Source organism: Aeromonas sp. 603757 (genome assembly GCF_049171255.1).
GTDB lineage: Bacteria > Pseudomonadota > Gammaproteobacteria > Enterobacterales > Aeromonadaceae > Aeromonas > Aeromonas veronii_A.
In genome coordinates this window covers 72,997-93,078 of record NZ_JAAKOE010000018.1, presented here as the reverse complement: position 1 = coordinate 93,078, position 20,082 = coordinate 72,997, and the positions used below count along the sequence as shown (strand labels likewise).

20 protein-coding genes are annotated in these 20,082 nt (G+C 58.7%); 7 read left to right on the top strand and 13 right to left on the bottom strand.

Annotation, left to right across the window (positions count from 1 at the left end; genetic code table 11):
- The 4 genes from G5332_RS16430 to G5332_RS16415 all read left to right on the top strand — a co-directional run bounded on the left by G5332_RS16430 (position 1) and on the right by G5332_RS16415 (position 3,690).
- Positions 1-642 (top strand): GNAT family N-acetyltransferase, encoded by a 642-nt coding sequence (locus G5332_RS16430; RefSeq protein ID WP_421172924.1) that lies wholly within the window; start codon positions 1-3, stop codon positions 640-642.
- A gap of 59 nt (positions 643-701) precedes the next feature.
- A complete protein-coding gene (gene cobB / locus G5332_RS16425) occupies positions 702-1,475 on the top strand; it encodes a Sir2 family NAD+-dependent deacetylase (RefSeq protein WP_421172923.1) in 774 nt (257 codons plus the stop codon).
- An 89-nt stretch (positions 1,476-1,564) separates the two neighbouring features.
- Positions 1,565-2,041, top strand: a complete 477-nt coding sequence (locus tag G5332_RS16420) for a hypothetical protein (protein WP_421172922.1) — start codon at positions 1,565-1,567, stop codon at positions 2,039-2,041.
- Complete coding sequence (locus G5332_RS16415) at positions 2,041-3,690, top strand: diguanylate cyclase domain-containing protein (RefSeq protein ID WP_421172921.1); 1,650 nt, start codon at positions 2,041-2,043, stop codon at positions 3,688-3,690. The genes G5332_RS16420 and G5332_RS16415 overlap by 1 nt, the downstream gene beginning before the upstream one ends.
- Before the next feature lie 84 nt (positions 3,691-3,774).
- Here the strand turns inward: G5332_RS16415 and G5332_RS16410 are convergent, their stop codons facing one another.
- From G5332_RS16410 to G5332_RS16380, 7 genes are all read right to left on the bottom strand, one after another.
- A complete protein-coding gene (locus G5332_RS16410; RefSeq protein WP_421172920.1) occupies positions 3,775-4,779 on the bottom strand; it encodes a substrate-binding domain-containing protein in 1,005 nt (334 codons plus the stop codon).
- Positions 4,779-5,711 (bottom strand): ribokinase, encoded by a 933-nt coding sequence (rbsK, locus tag G5332_RS16405; protein WP_041207820.1) that lies wholly within the window; start codon positions 5,709-5,711, stop codon positions 4,779-4,781. Before rbsK ends, G5332_RS16410 begins: the two co-directional genes overlap by 1 nt.
- A 108-nt stretch (positions 5,712-5,819) precedes the next feature.
- Positions 5,820-6,695, bottom strand: coding sequence for a ribose ABC transporter substrate-binding protein RbsB (gene rbsB / locus G5332_RS16400; protein ID WP_005360585.1), 876 nt, complete (start codon positions 6,693-6,695; stop codon positions 5,820-5,822).
- A 30-nt stretch (positions 6,696-6,725) separates the two neighbouring features.
- The gene (gene rbsC / locus G5332_RS16395) at positions 6,726-7,694 is read right to left on the bottom strand and encodes a ribose ABC transporter permease (protein WP_005336670.1); all 969 of its coding nucleotides are present in this window, start codon (positions 7,692-7,694) and stop codon (positions 6,726-6,728) included.
- A complete protein-coding gene (gene rbsA / locus G5332_RS16390; protein WP_421172919.1) occupies positions 7,691-9,220 on the bottom strand; it encodes a ribose ABC transporter ATP-binding protein RbsA in 1,530 nt (509 codons plus the stop codon). The genes rbsC and rbsA overlap by 4 nt, the downstream gene beginning before the upstream one ends.
- A 35-nt stretch (positions 9,221-9,255) precedes the next feature.
- Positions 9,256-9,675, bottom strand: a complete 420-nt coding sequence (gene rbsD, locus G5332_RS16385) for a D-ribose pyranase (RefSeq protein ID WP_103252053.1) — start codon at positions 9,673-9,675, stop codon at positions 9,256-9,258.
- A 233-nt stretch (positions 9,676-9,908) separates the two neighbouring features.
- Positions 9,909-10,526, bottom strand: coding sequence for a glutathione S-transferase family protein (locus G5332_RS16380; protein ID WP_421311378.1), 618 nt, complete (start codon positions 10,524-10,526; stop codon positions 9,909-9,911).
- 654 nt (positions 10,527-11,180) lie between these two features.
- On the opposite strand from G5332_RS16380, the gene G5332_RS16375 reads away from it, so the two are divergent.
- Positions 11,181-11,972, top strand: coding sequence for a hypothetical protein (locus G5332_RS16375; RefSeq protein ID WP_216953561.1), 792 nt, complete (start codon positions 11,181-11,183; stop codon positions 11,970-11,972).
- Between the two features lie 393 nt (positions 11,973-12,365).
- On the opposite strand, the gene G5332_RS16370 is transcribed toward G5332_RS16375, so the two are convergent.
- The 4 genes from G5332_RS16370 to potA form a co-directional block, all read right to left on the bottom strand.
- Positions 12,366-13,433, bottom strand: coding sequence for an extracellular solute-binding protein (locus G5332_RS16370; protein ID WP_421172917.1), 1,068 nt, complete (start codon positions 13,431-13,433; stop codon positions 12,366-12,368).
- Positions 13,434-13,514: 81 nt separating this feature from the next.
- Positions 13,515-14,285 carry a spermidine/putrescine ABC transporter permease PotC gene (gene potC, locus G5332_RS16365; protein WP_421311375.1) on the bottom strand — a complete coding sequence of 257 codons (771 nt, stop codon included), beginning with the start codon at positions 14,283-14,285 and terminating at the stop codon, positions 13,515-13,517.
- Positions 14,282-15,169 (bottom strand): spermidine/putrescine ABC transporter permease PotB, encoded by an 888-nt coding sequence (gene potB, locus G5332_RS16360; protein WP_042083135.1) that lies wholly within the window; start codon positions 15,167-15,169, stop codon positions 14,282-14,284. The genes potC and potB overlap by 4 nt, the downstream gene beginning before the upstream one ends.
- Positions 15,156-16,259 (bottom strand): spermidine/putrescine ABC transporter ATP-binding protein PotA, encoded by a 1,104-nt coding sequence (gene potA, locus G5332_RS16355; protein WP_421249812.1) that lies wholly within the window; start codon positions 16,257-16,259, stop codon positions 15,156-15,158. Before potA ends, potB begins: the two co-directional genes overlap by 14 nt.
- A 201-nt stretch (positions 16,260-16,460) precedes the next feature.
- Between potA and G5332_RS16350 the strand changes: the two genes are divergently transcribed.
- Positions 16,461-17,198, top strand: coding sequence for a hypothetical protein (locus tag G5332_RS16350; protein WP_005351939.1), 738 nt, complete (start codon positions 16,461-16,463; stop codon positions 17,196-17,198).
- A gap of 16 nt (positions 17,199-17,214) precedes the next feature.
- Positions 17,215-17,901 (top strand): DUF2987 domain-containing protein, encoded by a 687-nt coding sequence (locus G5332_RS16345; RefSeq protein ID WP_227342886.1) that lies wholly within the window; start codon positions 17,215-17,217, stop codon positions 17,899-17,901.
- A 101-nt stretch (positions 17,902-18,002) separates the two neighbouring features.
- On the opposite strand, the gene ttcA is transcribed toward G5332_RS16345, so the two are convergent.
- Both ttcA and uspE read right to left on the bottom strand, forming a co-directional pair.
- Positions 18,003-18,911 (bottom strand): tRNA 2-thiocytidine(32) synthetase TtcA, encoded by a 909-nt coding sequence (ttcA, locus tag G5332_RS16340; RefSeq protein ID WP_421172914.1) that lies wholly within the window; start codon positions 18,909-18,911, stop codon positions 18,003-18,005.
- Positions 18,912-18,985: 74 nt separating this feature from the next.
- Entirely contained in the window at positions 18,986-19,933 is a 948-nt protein-coding gene (gene uspE / locus G5332_RS16335) for a universal stress protein UspE (RefSeq protein WP_005345417.1), read from the bottom strand.
- Positions 19,934-20,082: the final 149 nt, after the last annotated feature.

The window sequence follows — 20,082 nt, the reverse complement described above, 5'->3', positions numbered from 1 at the left end:
ATGCCGCGCTACCTCTGCTGGCCCATGCACCGGGAGCGCCTTGGCAAAGGGCTGGAGGGCTGGCCCCATCCGGTTTCCCGGGCCGCGCTGCCACTGGCGATGCAGGTCTCCGAGGTGCCGTGTTTGCTGCGTGAGCTGCATGGGGTGGCGCCTGCCCGCATGCTGGCTGCTTACGATGCATTGAGTGAAGAGAGCATCTATCTGCGCTTTATGCGTCCGAAACGGACACCGCCACCGGAACAGGTGGCCCAATTTCTCAATTACCATCCCGAACACCAGATCTCGCTGTTGCTGACCGATCTTGCCGGTGAGCCACTGGCTCAGGCCCAGTCCATCCGGCGTCGACTCCATCCGGAGCGTGCCGAATTTTCCTGCATCGTGGCGGATCATTTCCAGCACAAGGGGGCGGGACGGCGCATTCTGCTGGCGCTGGCACTGCTGGCCCGAGCTGAGGGGATCTGTGAGTGGACCGCGGAGGTGCTGGCCCAGAATCGTCCCATGCTCACTTTGCTCAAGCGCCTTGGTCTGCCGCTGACCCTGGTAACCGGGCGGGAGATGGTTTTTGTCAGGCTCGATCTGACCGTGCTGGATGAGTGGTTGCCCGCACAGCCACGCCAAGCTTTTAAGACCAAGGGCGAATAGTGGCGCTTTTTTCCCTGTGCTAAGGTCACACTATTATGCGGGGATAGACGGAGCAGCTTATGGCGCAGTCATACAAACATATCGTGATCCTGACCGGAGCGGGGATCTCTGCCGAATCCGGCATCAAGACTTTTCGTGCCTGCGACGGCTTGTGGGAAGAGCACAAGGTCGAGGACGTGGCGACCCCCGAGGGTTATACCCGTGATCCCGATCTGGTGCTGCGCTTTTACAACTCCCGCCGCAAACAGCTGCAACAGCCCCAGGTTCACCCCAATCCGGCCCACTATGCGTTGGCTCGTCTCGAGCGGCTTTTGCCCGGCACGGTCACCCTGGTGACCCAGAACATCGACAATCTGCACGAGAGTGCTGGCAGCAAGAACCTTATCCATATGCACGGCGAGCTGCTCAAGGCTCGCTGCCCGGAGTCCGGTCAGGTGATCGAGTGGCGCGGGGATCTCCATCAGGACGAGCTCTGCTCCTGCTGCCAGTTCCCCCAGCCGATGCGCCCCCACGTGGTCTGGTTTGGCGAGATGCCGCTCGGGCTGGATCGCATCTATAGTGCGCTGGCCCAGTGCGATCTGTTCATCTCCATCGGCACCTCGGGCGCCGTCTATCCGGCCGCCGGTTTCGTGCACGAAGCGGGATTGAACGGGGCCCACACCATAGAGCTCAATCTCGAGCCGAGCGAGGTGGGTAGCCAGTTTGACGAAAAACGCTATGGGCCGGCCTCCTTGCTGGTACCCGCCTATGTCGATGAGTTGCTGGAGGCGTGCGGCATTCATCAACCGAGGCAAGTCGAGGGGCACAACTGGATGGAGATGCGCGGTCCCTGAGCTAGTGTGCGATCGGGCAGTTGCAATGGATCGGTGAAATCGCCACACTGGCAGCCACAAAAAATGGGACGCAGTTGGCGCAAATTAGCATGAACGCAGTAAAGCAATGGATCGCTTTTTTTCTCTTGATGCTGGCCAGTGCCAGTGTATCGGCCTCCATTCCCCTGATGACCCTGGTACTGCCAGGCGGCCAGCAGGTGACCCTCGATGAGACGGCCCTTTCCGCCTTGCCACAGACCGAGTTCACCACCACTACCCCCTGGACCCAGGGCGCCCACCACTATCGCGGGCCGACCCTGTCAGCCGTGCTGGCGGCGCAAGGGATCCCGGATGCCCGCAAGATTGCCGTCTCGGCCCTCAACGGTTATCAGCAGGTGGTGGATCTGGCCCTGTTCGACGGCGTGCAGCTGACCCTGGTGCGTCAGGAGGACGGCAAACCGCTGACCCGGCGCAACAAAGGGCCGCTATGGCTGCTCATCCCGTTCACCACCTATCCCAAGCTGGACGTGCCTGCCATTCATAACTGCATGGTGTGGCAGGTGACCCGCATCGAGATCGTCGATTGATGGGGCTGTCCCGCCACAAACTGCTGTTGGTTGCGGTGTCGCTGCTGTTTCTGATCTCGTCGGGCAGCAGCCTCTATCTGCAGCATCGGCAGGAGCAGCTGGTCGATACCTTCTACCGCAATGTCCACTGGAACATCAGCCAGGTGATGCTCGAATCCCAGCGTTTCCTCTACGATCTGCAGCTCTATCGGGCCGGCAGAGTGACGATGGAGACCCTGAGCCTCGATTACGATCTGCTGTGGAACCGGCTCGACATCTTCCTCATCAGCAGCGAGACCGCCGAGATGCGCCAGCGGCACGGACTCGGCAAGGTGCTGGCCACCCTGTTCGAGCAGATCAAGCAGCTCGAACCCCAGATGGAGGCCGGTGCGCTGCGCGAGGGGGCTGAGCTTGCCCGCTTGCAGGAGGCGATCGCCAGCCAGACCCGTCTCATCGAACAGATAGGGGATCAGATCCTCTCCGGCCAGGAGCGGGAGCATTCGGTCAGCCAAATCCGCAACAGCCTGTTCTGGCTGCAGATCTGGCAACTGATCCTGCTACTGACCGGTGGCGCTCTGGTCGCTGCCCTCATTCGCGCCAATCTGGCGAACCGTCGGCTTGCCCTGCTCGATCCCCTGACCCAGCTTGGCAACCGCCGTGCCCTGCAGGAGCAGCTCTCTCGCGCTCTGCATGCCGATGATGTGAGCGCCCTGGTGGTGCTCGATCTCAAGCGCTTCAAGCAGGTCAATGATCTGCTGGGTTATCAGGTCGGTGATCGGTTGTTGCAGATGGTGGCCAACAAGCTGCAACAGGCTCATGGCAGTCACGCTTACCGCCTTGGTGGTGACGAATTTGCCGTGGTGCTGACCAAGGCAGATGATGCGCTGGAAACCGCCATTCATGAGTTGGTGGATCTGCTCCATTTCGAGTTCGTGACCCGTGAGTGCAGCTTCGATCTGGCCTGTCGGCTCGGGGTAGCCAAGGCGCAGCAACAGGATGCCGCCCGGTTGCTGGATCAGGCCATCCTGGCCCTTAACCAGGTCAAGCGTAGCCAGGAGGGGGCGATCAGCTGGTTTGAGCCAGCCATGCTGCAGCAGTTGCAGTTGAGTCAGCAGCAGCTTCATCAGCTACGAGAGTGGTTGGCGGGGCGCGAGCCAGCACCGCTGCGAGTGGCATTGCAGGCGCTGACGGACGGGCAGGGCAACGAGATGTGGCAATTGGCGCTTGAGTGGCGTGAGCAGGAAGTGCCCTGCCACATGCGCTGGCTGCAGGAGTGCGGTGTGCTGGGGCCCGTGTTGGCCCGTGTGCTGCAAGCGCACGAGGCGCAGTATGCCGATGGTCGGGCTCTGCTGGTCCCGCTCGACAACCAGGCCCAGCTGACCCATCTACTGGCCTATCTGCCTGGGGCTTCTCGTACGCCGCTGGTGTTGCAGGTGCCGATGCTGCAGCAAGATGGTGCCCTGCTGTCGGGATTGCGGCAGCAGGGTTGTACTCTGGCGTTCAGAGAGATTGGCAGTACCACCGCGGCGCAGCTGGCAGCAGGCTGGCCTGTCCGCTACTGGTTGCCGCAGGGTGATGAAGATGGCGAGTTGTTGCAGCCTCTGGCCAGACGATTGGGGCTGGTGCCACTGCAAGTGCTGGCAGCCAGGGAGACAAGGTCGCTGGCCTGAGGGCAAAAAGCGGTATTGCACGGCAGAGATAAAACGAAACAAGGCGACCTCGGGGTCGCCTTGTTCTTTTATTGCTCCTGAAAATCAGGGGCGAGGGGCGCAGGATTGTCTGATCACCAGGTCAGGGTCGACGGTGATCAAGTGGTTCTCCACCGCTTCGCCGTTGATGCGAGCTAACAGGCGGGTGACGGCGAGGCGCCCCAGCTCCTCTTTGGGCTGGTTGACGGTGGTGAGCGGCGGCGACATAAATTCGGCCAGCGCCACATTGTCATAGCCGACGATGGAGATATCCCGCGGGATCACCAGCCCCGCCTGATGGGCGGCACTGATGGCTCCCATCGCCATCATGTCGTTGCAGACAAAGAGGGCGGTGGGGCGCTCGGGCAATGCCAGTAGGCGGGTCATCGCCTGATGGCCGCTGGCGCAGTCAAAGTCCCCCTCCTGGATCCAGGCTTGATTGAGCGTGAGACCCGCCTCCTGCAACGCCTGTTCAAAACCAGCTTGGCGCTGGTTGGCGGGGGCGCGGCTGTGGGGGCCTGTGATGCAACCGATGGCGGTGTGGCCCAGCTCAATCAGATGACGGGTCGCCAGATAACCGCCGTGGAAGGAGTTGTCAGCGATAAGGTCAACATCCTCACTGACCAGCCCCCAATCCATCACTACCACCGGCAGGCTTTTGAGCCAGTCGAGCTGGTTGAACACCTCTTGCTGTCCTTCGCTGCACATGATCAGCAGGCCATCGACCCGCTTGCGCAGCATCATCTTGAGGTAGGAGAGAGCGGTTTCTGCCTGCCCCTCGGTGTTGCCCAGCATCAGGTTGTAGCCCTGCTCGAAGCAGTAGCGCTCAACCCCGCGCACCACCTCGGCAAAGAAGGGGTTGCTGGAGGTGGTGACCAGCATGCCAATACTGTTGGTCTCCTTCACCTTGAGGCTGCGGGCCACCAGACTCGGGGCATAGTTGAGCTCGCGCATGGCGGCGAAGACCCGCTCGCGGGTCTCCTCGGCCACAAAGCGGGTCTCGTTGATGACGTGGGAGACGGTGGTGGTCGATACCCCCGCCAGCGCCGCCACCTCCTTGATATTGGCCATCAGTGCCCCTGCGCAGTCTGCTCAAGCAGGAAGGTGTCGACCTCCTGCTTGCTCGGGATGGAGCTCTGGGCGCCGAACCGGGTGACGGAGAGTGCCGCCGCCCCGTGGGCAAAGCGCACTGCGCTGTGGAAATCGGCACCCGCCAGTTCCGCCGCCAGCAGAGCGCCGTTGAAGGTATCGCCCGCGGCAGTGGTATCCACCGCCTTGACCCTAAAGCCCGGGATCAGCTGTTGCTGCTGGGCGTTGCTGCAGTAAACCCCTTGTGCGCCCAGGGTGATCATCACGTCCGCAATCCCCATCTGGTGGAAGCGGGCGGCCGCCTCGCGTGCGCTCGCTTCGTCGGTGACTTTTACGCCAGTCAACAGCTCGGCCTCGGTCTGGTTGGGGGTGATAAGGTCGACCAGCGCCAGCAGCTCGCTTGAGAGCGGACGGGCGGGGGCGGGGTTGAGCACCACCCGGGTACCGTGGGCGCGGGCCAGCCGTGCAGCTTCATGGACGCTCTCGAGCGGCACTTCCAGCTGCAACAGCAGGGTGTGGGCGTCGGCGATCATCGCTTCGTGGTTTTTCACCACGGCAGGGGTGATGGCACCGTTGGCCTCGGCGGAGATACCTATGCTGTTCTCCCCCTCATCGCTCACATAGATGATGGCGATACCGGTCGGGAGCTTGGGATCGAGTTCGACAGCACTGACGTCGATACCGTCTTTGGCAAAACCGCTCTTCATCTGGTGGCCGATGGCGTCATCACCGATGCGGGCGATAAAGGAGACGGGAGCGCCGAGGCGGGCGGCAGCGACTGCCTGATTAGCCCCCTTGCCACCTGGGACCACCTGATAGCTGTGACCGGTCAGGGTTTCACCCGGGCGAGGAAAGTGGGGAACGCGCAGCACATGGTCTGCATTGACACTACCCAGAACGACGAGACGATTCATGTTGACTACTCCTGATGCATCTTGGCTTGAACACTGTGATGGCGTGAGCCCAAGCCGGGAGGCACTTGAACGAGAGGGAAAAGGGGAGGCGAGCCTCCCCTCGAGCACTTACTTGCTGACCACTTGCAGCGGTACCGGAATGGATTTCTCTACCGGTTGACCTTTCAGCACCTTGTCGGCAGTCTCGACGCCGATGGCACCAATCAGGGCAGGTTGCTGGGCCACGGTGGCGGCCAGTTTACCCTTGGCAACGGCGGCTTTGCCATCGTCAGTGCCGTCGAAGCCGACAATCATCACCTCTTTACCGGCAGCCTGCACGGCGCGGATGGCACCCAGCGCCATCTCGTCGTTCTGGGCAAAGACGGCTTGAACGGTCGGGTGGGCAGCCAGCAGGTTTTCCATGACGTTCAGACCCTTGGTGCGGTCAAAGTCGGCAGGCTGGGAAGCCAGCACCTGCAGCTTGTTGGCCGCCACGGCCAGGGCAAAACCTTCGCCACGGTCGCGGGCGGCGGAGGTACCGGCAATCCCTTCCAGCTGGATCACCTTGGCACCGGTGCCCAGTTTCTCGGTGATAAAGTCACCGGCCAGCTTGCCGCCCGCCACGTTGTCGGAGGCAATGTGGGCCTTAACCTCACCCTGCGCAGCGCCGCGGTCCAGGGTCAGTACCGGAATGCTGGCGCGGTTGGCCAGACGGATAGCGTTGCCGACCGCTTCGGAGTCGGTGGGGTTGATCAGGATGGCGCCGACCTTGCGTACGGTGAGATCTTCCATGTTGGAGAGCTCTTTGGCCGGGTCATTCTGGGAGTCCAGTACCACCAGCTCGTAGCCAAGCTCTTTGGCCTTGGCTTCGGCACCCTCTTTCATGGTGACGAAGAAGGGGTTGTTGAGGGTGGAGACCACCATGGCCAGGGTTTGATCGGCGGCCTGGGCAGTGCCCAGCACGGACATGATGGCGGCAGCGAGCAGGGTATTGAGCTTTTTCATCATTTCATTCCTTGTGTGTGGCTTGTCTTATCAACGATTGCTTTTGTTATCGATCATCACGGCAAGCAAGATCACGCTGGCCTTGGCGATCATCTGGTAATAGGAGGATACGTCGAGCAGGTTGAGGGCGTTATTCAGGAAGCCGATGATCAAGGCCCCTATCAGGGTGCCCATGATGCGCCCCTTGCCGCCCATCAGGCTGGTACCACCCAGCACCACTGCGGCGATGGCATCCAGCTCGTAACCCATGCCCGCCGTCGGCTGGGCAGAAGAGAGACGAGAGGTAACGATAAGCCCTGCCAGCGCCGAGAGCGCGCCGCACAGACCATACACCGCCAGCTTCACCCGATCCACATTGATGCCGGAGAGGCGGGTAGCCGATTCGTTGCCACCCAGCGCGTAGATGTAGCGACCGAGACGGGTGTGGTTGAGCATGAACCAGGCGAGCAGGAAGACGATGGCCATCAGCCAGATGGGCACTGGCAGACCGAACAGGTAACCGGTACCGAGCCAGGCGAAGTGATCGGCGCCGTCACTGAAACCGGTGGAGATGGGGCGCCCCTCGGTATAGACCATGGTGATACCGCGCAGAGCGGTCATGGTGACCAAGGTGGCGATAAATGCCTGCACCTTGCCCTTGGCAATGATGAGACCGCTGACGCCGCCCAGCAGGGCTCCGGCACCCAGAGTGAGGGGCACCACCAGCCAGATGGGCAACTCCATGGCGACCATGGTGGCAGCCAGCGCGCCGCACAGGGCCAGCACAGAGCCGACCGACAGATCGATACCGGCGGTGAGGATAACCAGCGTCATGCCGACCGCCATGATGGCGTTGACCGAGGTTTGGCGCAGGATGTTGAGCAGGTTGTCGGCGGTGAAGAAGTTGGGGCTCAGGAAGGAGACCACACCAATCAGGACCAGCAGCGCGACCAGGGATTTATTCTCGATCCACCACGCCTTGCTCATGACGCCACGGCGGGAAAGGGTTTGGGTTGTCATTGGGATGCCTCTTGCTCTGCTTGCCACTGTTTACCGACTGCCGCCGCCATCAGCTTCTCCTGATTGGCATCGCGGGTGTTGAACTCTGCGCTGATGCGCCCTTCGTGCATCACCATGATGCGATCACTCATGCCGAGCACTTCCGGCATCTCGGAGGAGACCAGAATGATGCTCATCCCCTCCTTCTTGAACTGGTTGATCAGCTGATAAATTTCCTTTTTCGCCCCCACGTCGACGCCGCGGGTCGGCTCGTCGAGGATCAGCACCTTGGGCCGGGTCAGCAGCCCCTTGGCGATGGCCACCTTCTGCTGGTTGCCGCCGGAGAGCAGCTTGATCAGCTGATCCTGACTCGGGGTCTTGATGTTGAACAGGCGCACATAGTCGCTCACCGCCTGCCATTCGGCCTTGCCGTCAATCTTGCCGTTGCTGATGAACTCGTCGAGGGCGCACAGACTCATGTTTTCGCGCACCGACAGCTCCAGCACCAGGCCATCTCCTTTTCGATCTTCGGAGATATAGGCGATGCCTGCGGCCAGACCATCGGCCGGGCTTTTGGGCACCAGCGCATGACCGTCAACTTGCACTTCACCGGCGCTGATGGGGCTGGCGCCATAGATAAGCTTCATCAGCTCGGTACGGCCGGAGCCCATCAGGCCGCTAAAGCCCAGAATTTCCCCCTGACGCAGGGAGAAGCTCACCCCGCGCACGCCGGGACCGGCCAGATCTTTCACCTGCAGGCTGACGGAGCCAAGCTCGCGCTCAAGACGCGGATACTGCTCTTCCAGCCGGCGACCCACCATCATCTCGATGATCTTGTCTTCATCCAGATCGCTCACCGCCTTCTCGCCAATCCACTTGCCATCGCGCAGCACAGTGACCCGATCGCAGATCTCGAAGATCTCCTTGAGGCGGTGGGAGATATAGACGATGCCGCAGCCTTGTTCGCGCAGCTCGCGGATAACCTTGAACAGCTGCTCGGTTTCGGTATCAGTCAACGCATCGGTCGGCTCGTCCATGATGATGACGCTGGCATCGAACGACAGCGCCTTGGCTATCTCCACCATCTGCTGTTCGCCGATGGAGAGATCCCCGAGTCGGGTATCCGGCCCATGCTTGACACCAAGTCGCGCCAGCAGGCCGCTTGCCCGTTCGCGCAGTTGTTTGTGGTCGATGCTGCCAAAACGGGTACGGGGTTCGCGACCGAGGAAGATGTTGGCGGCAATCGACAACTCCGGCAGCAGGTTCAGCTCCTGGTGGATGATGCTGATCCCCTGATCCTGAGAATCGCGGGGGCCCTTGAAGTGGACCGACTGACCGCGGTAGCTGACGCTGCCCGCATCGGCCTGATAGATACCGGTCAGCACCTTCATCAGGGTGGATTTGCCGGCGCCATTTTCACCGAGCAGGGCCATCACCTGGCCCGGATAGACCCGCAGACCCGCTTCGTCGAGGGCGCGCACACCGGGGAAGGTCTTGACGATCCCGGTCAGCTCCAGAATGGGTGAGAGGGGGGAGGTTGTGCTCATTTGCAGCTTCCTTGAAGAGGCCTTCTTTGAAGAATTCAGAACGCCACACCGGCGCAGAGGATCAGGTTGGCGTAGGGAGTCACCTCGCCGCTGCGCACGATCGCCTTGCTCTGGCGGGAGCGGGTTTTGAACTCCTCGTGCAGACAGTATTCGATGGCGATGGGCTTGCCCTGGGCGGCTGCGTGCGCTTCAAGCTGATCGACCAGCGCCTGATGGGCGGCGGGGCTGATCTGCTTGATCTCGCTTGCCATGATCGCTTTCTCCACCACCAGATCGGTGAGCAGGGCGGTCAGCACGGTTTCAAGGCTGGGTGTCCCCGCCATCAGCGCCAGATCGATCCGCTCCGGACCTGCCGGAATGGGCAAGCCTGCATCGCAGACGGTGATCTCGTCGGTGTGGCCCATCTGTGCCACCAGAGCACTCAGGGGAGCATTGAGCAGTACGCCTCGTTTCATACAGCACCTCATCAGGCCTTGGCCCGTCAATCTGTGAACCGCTAGGCAACCGGTTACGCAACCGGTTGCGTCATGGCGCAAAGATAGGCTTTTTACTAAGGAAGGGCCACGGCAAAACCACGGAAATGTGAAAACGATCTCAAAGGCGGGAGAAGAAGTGCAGGGGAGGAGGCAGGAAGGGTGTCAGCAGAGCCCTGACTCCCTTGTTATTTATCGAGCTATTGATTTTATGGTTAGTTGGCCAGTGCCTTGGCGACCGCCGGACGGCTCAGCATGCGCTGATAATGATCGGCAACCTTGGGGAATTCGCTGATCTCGACCCCATCGCTTTTCAGCCAGCCCGCGACCACGAACAGATAGATGTCCGCCACGCTGAACTGCTCGCCGAGCACCCAGGGGCCTGCCAGATAGTGCTGCTCAATCTGGGCAAAGCCATCGCGCATATTGCTGGCGACTTTCTGCTGCATGGCGGCAATGGCCTGCTCGTCATCGGCCCAGCGGCTGCCACGGCGACCGTGGGCGTGGGAGACATGCACGGTGGAGGCGAGGAAACTGTTGACCTCCTGCATGCGGGCCAGCTGGAACGGGTTGTCCAGCGGTGCCAGCTTGGCATCGGGGAAGCGCTGCGCCACATAGAGCAGCAGGGCCGGGGTCTCGGTCAGGGGGCCCTGCTCGGTGACAAGGGCTGGCACCCGTCCTTTGGGGTTGATGGCGAGGTATTCGGGCGAATGCTGCTCACCGGCTGCGAGATTGAGCTGGCGAGCAGTAAACGGGGCGCCGGTTTCCAGCAGTGCGATTTGGACAGCCACGGCGCAGGAGCCGGGGGCGAAGAAGAGGGTCAGATCGGACATGAATACTCCTGATTGGCTCAGGCCACCCGCGATATCGGCGAAAAATGTGTTTTCGTGATACCTCGAGGGGTCATGAAAAAAGAGAGGGGGCAACGTTTGCCCCCTCAACCAATCTACACCCCTTAGAGGTGATGAAAAAGCGCAGAATTAATCGGTTTGTTTGCCCATTTCATAAATTCCTCGGCTAAGGGCGCAAATCAGATGGTGTTGAACTTGATGGGATAGTTGATACCTGAGGATGGGCGGTTGGTACTGAAAGGACTGGGGCACAATAGCGTCCTTGGTTGTTCTCCCGCTCTTGCACGATATGATCGTCATCAGATATTCTAATTTTTGGGTCGTTACAATGAATCCTATCTAACAAGACTGATCTTCATTTAGATCATCAAACAGAAAACGGCCTTTTTAGATAACTTTTTGATGACTGCAATCGTTTGTGTTTGATACCATGTTCTTCTACAAACTTTCCACGGCTTTCATGGTGGCTGTAATGTTTTATCATGCTTTAATCCGGTTATAAAACAGCATGTAGGTAGTTGGAAATATATATGCAGTAGCCATGTTGTTTACTAAGAGAAGGGGAGTGAAACTCAGCGAAATTGAGAGTCTTAAGGAAAGGTAGGAAGTAGGTTAAGGAAAATAAAGAGGTGATCAATGGATGATGAAAAGGGAAACTCAAGCAATATCAAAAATAAAACCAAACTGATATCGGGTTTTGTAGCTTTGGCCGTGATAGGCGGAGGGTGGTACTGGTGGCTTAAAGAGCCCTATATTGAGCCAGAGATTAATCCCACCCCAACAGAATTGTTTACTATTCAGGGCGAGTTTCCTTTTGATAAGGGCTATCAATTAGCTGTTCATAGTACTTTCATTGCATCTAATAAAACTGACTCTACTTGCAGCAAAACTTTTTATGCGTTCGGTGTTATACCTGCAAATACTAGACTCAGGGGATGGCAAATAGATAACCCCATTAAGAAATATCAATCAAACAGATTCAGTGTAAAAGTGTCAAAAGACTATTTATTGCCTGACCGATGTAATTGGGTGTTAGATTCTGTTGGCTATTTTATAGTGAAGGCAGGTTCCGAGTTGGAGGCTAATTTGAAAGCTAACCCTTCAGATCAACATAATCGTCAAGGGTATTTTTTATCTTCAGCATACAGCAATTGGAGCGAGTTAAAACTGGGGAGTGTAAATATTTCATGCCGACCAGATGTTGGTCTTAACAAATTAAAAGGTGGTGTTGTTTGTAAGCGACTGAATCAAAGAGAAGTAAACACATATAGACGTAACTATAAAGTTCATAATAAACCGCTACCATCGATAGTTAATTTTAAATTCGTTATGGAGGACAAAATGTCAAGCACTGAACAAAATACTGTTTTAGAGAGTGCATATGGCGATCCACTAAATAATAATTTGTCCTATGAAAAGGGGGTATAAAGACTGTTAGTTAGATTAGCGAATCGTAATCGGACGTTAGCTGTTTCGATAAAATTGCACAGTTATTCCCCATAAACACATCCGTTTTGCCTATATCTCCACAGTGGGGTCGTATGAGTTCCTCCCTTCTAAATGGAGAAATACATCGCCCCCCCTCATATTTCCCTACAAATTTGCTCTGAAGCCGGCTGCAGTGGAGCACTTACAAAAATTGTGGTCTGTCTGGCTTAAAGATGACTATCTATATATTTTGCTGTTAATCGATGCGCGCCTGTGCCTCTCAGTGTCTATGACTGTTGTGCTTAAAAATTGCGCTGGTGGTTAAAAAGAGAAGGGGGCAAATATTGCCCCCTTTATCCATTAAGCCCGTCAGAGGGTCGATTAACCGCCGACTTAACCGGCCTTGGCCACTATGGCTTTCAGCTGCAGGAAGTACTGCTCGTAGAGGCGGGAGGCATCCCCCACATCGGACTGGAACTCGCCCTTGCGCTTGATCTCGTCGCTCGGGAAGACCATGGGGTTGTTGCGAAACGCCGGGGTGAGTAGGGGAATGGCATCCTTGACCGGGGTGGGGTAGCCGATCGCCTCGGCCACCTTGGCGGCGACATCGGGGCGCATCAGGAAGTTGATGAGGGCGTGGGCCTCTTTCACATGCTTGGCCTTGGCCGGGATGGCGAGGTTATCCATCCAGAGCACGGCGCCTTCTTCGGGGTAGGTCATCTGGATGGAGGGGTATTCGCGCTGGGCGCCGTAGGCCGAGCCGTTCCACAGCATACCGATATTGACCTCACCGGCGATAAAGGGGTCGGCCGGGTTGTCGGAGTTGAACGCCTTGACGTTGGGCATCAGCTTTTTCAGGTATTCGAACGCTTCGGCGATCTGCGCCTTGTCCTGGGTGTTGGGGCTGTAGCCCAGCTGCACCAGCGCGATATGGAACACCTCGCGGGCATCGTCCATCAGCAGCAGGCTCTCTTTCCACTCCGGTGCCCAGAGCTGCTTCCAGCTGGTAACCGGCTGTTCGATGATATCGGTGTTGGTGCCGATCCCGGTTGCGCCCCAGATATAGGGGATGGAGTAGCGGTTGTCCGGGTCGTACTCGTGGTTGAGCAGGGTGGGGTCGAGGTGCTTGAAGTTGGGCAGCTGGGCGCGATCCAGCGGCTGCAGCATCCCCTCTTTGGCCATTTTCGAGATGAAGTAGGTGCTGGGCACCACCACGTCATAGCCGTCGCCATGGGTTTTCAGCTTGGCGTAGAGGGTCTCGTTGGATTCGTAGGTGGAGTAGATCACCTTGATGCCGGTCTCTTGCTGGAACTGCTCCAGCAGACCGTCCGGCACATATTCCGACCAGTTGTAGAAGTAGACCACCTTGTCATCGGCCGCGTGAGCGCTCTGGCTCAGCAGCGGGGTGGTGAGGGTGAGGGCGGCTGCCAGCAGGGCGCCGGCCTTGTGTTGGATTGTCATTAACAACTCCTTGGGGTTATGGGGCCTTGCGGCCCACCGTGACAGAGTTCGCCAAAGGTGGCGGGGACGAAACGGGCAGGGTCACCCCTGCCGTTTACGCAGTAACAGTTGCGCCAGCAGCACCATCCCGAGGGAGGCGACCAGCATCAGGGTGGCCAGGGCGTTGACCTCGGGGGAGACCCCCACCTTGACCATGGAGTAGATCTTGAGCGGCAGGATCTCGTAGGCCGGGCCGGTCACAAAGGAGCTCACCACCACATCGTCCAGCGACAGGGTAAAGGAGAGCAGCCAGCCCGCCATCACCGCCGGCAGCGCCAACGGCAGTATGATGCGGCGCAGGATAATCCACTCGCCAGCCCCCAGATCCCGCGCTGCCTCCAGCATCCGCACATCAAAACCGCACAGCCGCGAGTAGACGGTGATCACCACGAACGGCAGGCAGAAGGTGATGTGGGCGATCAGTAGCGACCAGAAGCCCAGCGCAATGCCGGTCACCACAAACAGGGTCAGGAGCGAAATGGCCATCACGATATCGGGGGACATCATCACCACGAACAGCATGCCGCTCACGTACTGCTTACCGCGAAAACGGTAGCGAAACAGCGCCACGGCGGTGAGGGTGCCGATCAGGGTGGCCGCGGTGGCGGTGAGGGCGGCGATGGTCAGGGAGTGCTGGGCCGCCTGCATCAGACTGGCGCTGGCAAACAGCTTTTCATACCAGCCCAGGGTAAAGCCGTGCCAGTCGATGCCATATTTCGACAGGTTGAAGGAGTTGGCGATCAGCACCCCGATGGGCACATAGAGATAGCCAAACACCAGCAGCAGGAACAGAGCTTTCAGTGCGCGCATCATGCCAGCTCCCCCTTCTTGCTCAATAGCTTGCCTGCCCGCCAGTAGCAGTAGACCAACAGCGCCATCAGCACCGTCAGCATCACGCTGATGGCCGCACCAAAGGGCCAGTCACGGCTGTTGAGGAACTGGGTCTTGATCAGGTTGCCGATCAGCAGGTGCTTGGCGCCCCCCAGCAAGTCGGAGACATAGAACATCCCCATGGCGGGCAGGAACACCAGTAGACAACCGGCGATGATGCCGGGCAGGGTGAGGGGCAGAATGATCCGCACCAGCCGCTGCCAGCCGTTGGCGCCAAGATCACGCGCCGCCTCCAGCAAACGGCCATCCAGCTTCTCGATGCTGGAGTAGAGCGGCAGCACCATAAAGGGGAGCAGCACATAGACCAGCCCGATGATGACGGCCACCTCGGTATACATCATCTGCAGAGGTCGCTCGATAAGCCCCAGATCCAGCAGCCAGCCATTGATCAGCCCCCGGGTGCCGAGCAGCACTTTCAGCGCATAGGTGCGGATCAGGGAGTTGGTCCAGAACGGCACCACCACCAGAAACAGCAACAGCGGGCGGATACGCGCTGGCAGATGAGCCAGCAGCCAGGCAAAGGGGTAGCCCACCAGCAAGCAGATGGCGGTGGCGAGCAACGCCAGCCAGAGGGAGTGGAGCAGCACCTCGAAATAGAGGGGGTCCAGCAGGCGGCCATAGTTGCTCAGGGTAAAGAGCGGCGCGATAAGCTCGGACTCGTCACGGGTCAGGAAGCTGACGCCGATGATCATCAGGTTGGGCAGGAAGACAAACAGCGTCAGCCAGCCGAGGATCAGCGCGATGGCCCCGTTGCGAAAGCCATTGTGGGCAAAGCTGTGCGGTACCCGCAGATTAGTGAGGCTCATAGGGCAGCACCACCTCCCAGCTGTCGACCCAGTGGATCGCCACCTCCTGACCCAGACGGTAGTCAAAGTCGGGGTCATCCTCGTCGAAGAACTCGGAGATAAGCAGCTGTTTGCCGCTTTCGAGTTCGATCACCGAATCCAGCGTCGCCCCCTTGTAGTTGCGCTCGCGGATATTGCCCCGCAGCGCGCCGCTCTGATCGTCATCCTGATCGAGAATGCGCAGATCTTCCGGGCGCAGCAGCACCAGCACCTTGTCGTCTGGTTGGAACGGCAGTGTGGTATGAAGCAGGCATTCGCGCCCCTCCACCTCAGCCTGCCAGATACCGGGATCGCGCTGATTGATCAGCTTGCCATCCATCACATTGATCTCTCCGATAAAGCGGGCCACGAACAGGTTGGCTGGCGATTCGTAGATATCGCGCGGGGTGCCGCGCTGGATGATCTTGCCGCCCTCCATCACCAGGATGCGATCAGACATGGTGAGCGCCTCTTCCTGATCATGGGTAACGAAGACAAAGGTGATGCCAAGGCGACGCTGCAGCGCCTTGAGCTCGCTCTGCATCTGCTTGCGCAGCTTGTAGTCGAGCGCCGAGAGGGATTCATCGAGCAGCAGCAAGCGGGGCTTGTTGACCACGGCGCGGGCGATGGCGACCCGTTGCTGCTGGCCGCCGGAGAGCTGATCCGGGCGTCGGTTGGCCAGCTCGGTGAGCTGCACCATGGCGAGGGTCTCCTCGACCCGCTGGCGGATCTCGCTGGCCGGTACTTTCTGCATCTCGAGGCCAAAGGCGACGTTTTCAAACACCGTCATATGAGGGAAGAGCGCATAGCTCTGGAACACGGTGTTGATGTGCCTGTGTTCGGCGGGGATATGGGTGATCTCGTCACCGGCCAGATGGATGGTGCCGCCGTCGACCGATTCGAGCCCGGCCAGCAGGCGCAGCAGGGTGGTCTTGCCACAGCCGGAGGGGCCCAGCAGGGTAAGAAATTCACCGTCATAGATTTCAAGGTCAAGGTCACTCAGGATCACCTTGCAATCGTATTTTTTGCTGATCTTGTTCAGCGCGACAATTACCTGTGGATTGTTCATCATCCGCCAGTCTCACCCCAGCCAGTGGCCATCGTGTTGAAAGAGGGCCGCATTCTATGCAGCCGACACATGAAATTAAAGGCTTTTTGGCCCGAATTAGCCGCAAGTGTGCAGGAAAAACGGCTACGAATAGCAGACCAAATCGCTATAATGTGCCACCTGATTTGGTCGTTTTCGATATTGGATAGTCAATTGAGTAATAAAATGCGTATTGGCGGCTCCCTTGAGCAGTCTCTGAACCAGGGCTACCGCCTTGATCTGAAAGGGGTCATCCAGGAGGGATGGCAACAGACCCGCCGTACCGGATTTGGCCTGCTGCTGGCGATTGTCGGGGTGACGGCGATCTGGATCCTGCTCAGCAATGTGCTGCTGTTGCCCTATCTGGGGGATGACAGCCAGATGAATGTGGCCATGGTGCTGAGCCTGCTGATGACGGTGGTGATGGCCCCCATGACCAGCTCCCTCGATATGCTGGGGTTGCAGCAGTCGGTCGGGGTGCGCGCCCGTGCCAACCAGGTGTTCGACTTCTTCCGCCACTTTGTACGCCTCGGCATGTTGAGCCTGCTTGGCAGTCTGCTCACCAGCCTGTTTGGCCCGCTATTCGATCTGCTGGGATTGCCCGCCGTACTCTCATTCATTCCCTCGGCCCTGATCGGCATGGGGCTGCTCTTTACCGTACCTCTGGTGCTGGAGCGCGGCCTGACGCCGCCCCAGGCCATTCTGGTCTCTCTCAAGCTCTTTGCGCGCGGCTGGCCCAGCATTGTGTTGTTCCACGGCGTGATGACCGCGCTCTTCTTCCTGGCTCTGATCCCCATGGGGTTGGGGCTTATCTGGGTGGCACCGCTCTATTTCAACTGCAAGGGGATCCTCTATCGGGATCTCTGCGGGGTGGGGGTAGAGGTTAACGAGGTGACAGAAGGCCCCAACCATTTCAATGCATGATGCAAAAGGACGTTGAATGACCCGTCGATATGGAGTGACCAAGGTTTTGCGCCAGAGTCTGCTGGCCACGCTCTTGCTGCCAGGGCTGGCGCTGGCTGAGCCGGTGCTGGATCTGCAATACAGCACCTTCTACAGCCAGATGAAGACCTTTGCCAAAGGGGAGTTTGGTCACGCCAGACTGGGGTTTTATCTGACCGATCCGCAAAATGGTCAGCGCTGCGGCCTCACCTTTGCCCGGGTTGCAACCGACAGCAAGGAAGTGGCGGGCGAGGTAACGGTCGATAGCGAACTGCGCCTGCCTTTTGATGAGGATCTCAACCTCGACAAGGGGATCGTGACCGTCGGCTTGAAAGAAGAGCACGCCACTTGCGATATGACGGTACAGGTGATGGCCGACGCACCGAATGGCCCCGAACTGCCGCTGGCGGAGCTGGCGGCCCGTCAGCAGCAGATGCAGTCGCTGCTCGACAAGATGGCGGGCATGGTCGGCAAGCACTTCCTGCCGAAGATGGAAGGGGTACGCATTACCCTGGTGCAGCAGAGCGGCACTGCTTATCTGATTGATGGCGCCCGTCAGGAAGCGCTGCCCTGGCAGGAAGGCCACCTGCTGCTAAGCAATGAGCAACTGGCCGCGTTCGCTGCCGGGCAACTGCGCCTGCAGGGTGACGTGCTGCGACTGACCCCCTGGCTGCACAAGGACTGATGCCGATGGTGTTGTCACGTTGGTAACGCAGGTCAAGAAAGCAAAAAAGGAGCGATTATCGCTCCTTTTTTATTGTGTGGCGTTTGCCATGTGAGCGCGGCTTAGCGCACTTCAATCACATCCAGCATGTCCATCTCGTCGATATCCAGCAGCGGCGCCTTTGGCATATCGGGCGGATCAAAGGCCTTGTCGCCGCCATCGATGATGCCGGAGTCGCGGTTGATGCTCTTGAAGTCAAACAGCTTGTGGTCGAGCAGGTGGCTCGGGATCACGTCCTGAATGGCGGTGAACATGGTTTCGATACGACCGGGGAAGCGGCGATCCCAATCCTGCATCATCTGTTTGATGGCCTGACGCTGCAGGTTCTCCTGCGAGCCGCACAGGTTGCACGGAATGATGGGGAAGGCTTTGACGTCGGCGTAGCGGATCAGATCCTTCTCTTTGCAGTAGGCCAGCGGGCGGATCACCACGTTCTTGCCATCGTCGCTCACCAGCTTGGGCGGCATGGACTTGAGCTTGCCACCGTAGAACATGTTGAGGAACAGGGTCTCGAGGATGTCGTCGCGGTGGTGGCCAAGGGCAATCTTGGTGCAACCCAGCTCTTGGGCGGTGCGGTAGAGAATACCGCGGCGCAGCCGTGAGCAAAGAGAGCAGGTAGTTTTGCCTTCCGGTACCTTCTCCTTGACGATGGAGTAGGTATCCTCTTCAACAATCTTGTACTCGATGCCGAGGGAATCCAGATACTCGGGCAGCACATGCTCGGGGAAACCGGGCTGCTTCTGATCCAGGTTGACGGCAACCAGATCGAAATGGATGGGGGCGCTGGCTTTGAGGCTCATCAGTATGTCGAGCATACCGAAGCTGTCCTTGCCGCCTGAGAGGCAGACCATGACCTTGTCGCCCTCTTCAATCATGTTGAAGTCGGCAATGGCCTGACCCACGTTGCGCCGCAGGCGCTTCTGCAGTTTGTTAAAACTGTATTTTTCTTTGGCGTTCAGCTCTTCTAGCATGCTCGTAAAACCCGGGACACAAATAAGCGCGTTATTATAGCCATGTCCCGGGGGAGGGCAAGGTGCCAGGCACCTTATGATTGATTGCGACGACTGTCGACCGGGCAGCTGTAGTCCGCCGGTTTGAGGATCAGGATGTCGCAGGAGAGGCGGTCAATCACATGTTCGGCGGTATTGCCGAGCAAAGCTGCAGAAAGCCCGGTACGGCCGACGCAGCCCATGATCATCAGGGTCGCCTTGAGCTCTTCGGCCATATCCGGCAACACCTCTTCCGGTAGCCCCTCTGCAACCCGGGTCCAGAGATGACCGATACCGAACTTGTCGGCATGGCTTAGCAGCAGGCTTTCGTGGTGCTTGCGGATAGCTTCGTTGTAGGCGTTGGGATCAAACTCTGGCAGCTCGATGGCCACGTTGACCGGGGTGCCCGGGTAGGTGTTGACCAGATAGAGATTGGAGCCCAGCAGCTCGGCGATGTCGCTTCCCTCCTGGGTGATCCGTTCGTTGAGCAGTTTCTGATCCGGATCGTCACTTGAGCAGTTGATGGCGGCGATGATGTTGCCGCCCCGTTGCCAGTGACCCTCTTTGACCAGCAGCACCGGACAGGGGCATTTGCGCAGCAGGTGCCAGTCGGTGGGGGTAAAGATGAAGGTTTGCAGGAAGCTGTGATGGTGAGTGGCTTTGACCACCAGATCGTGGCGCTGCTCCAGCACCTCCTGGATCACGCACTCGAAGGGACGATTGTGCCAGACCACTTTCACTTCGCACTCGATCCCCTGTGCCCGATAGGGGGTCAGGATCTCGTCCAGCCACTCACGTCGCTGTGAAATGACGCCGTCGCGCATCTCTTGCCGCTCGTCCACCGAGAGCATGGCGGTCATTTCATACGAGAAGTCATAGATGGTGAGCAGCAGGGTCAGATGGGCGTTTTCGTCCAGCTCGGCGACTTTGACTGCCCGTTCGAGGGCGATTTGGCGCTCCTCTTCTGGATTGATAACCACCAGAATATTCTGATATTTGACCATCTTCTCCTCCTTGGAAAAGTCCAATGACAGCAGAATCTTAGCCATTACAGCTTAGCGCAGGAGGAGGGTATGGGGAACGTACCGGATCACATTCCAGAGGAAAGGATCCGGCAGGGAAAGCAGGAAAAAAGTGAGAGGGTAAGCGGAAA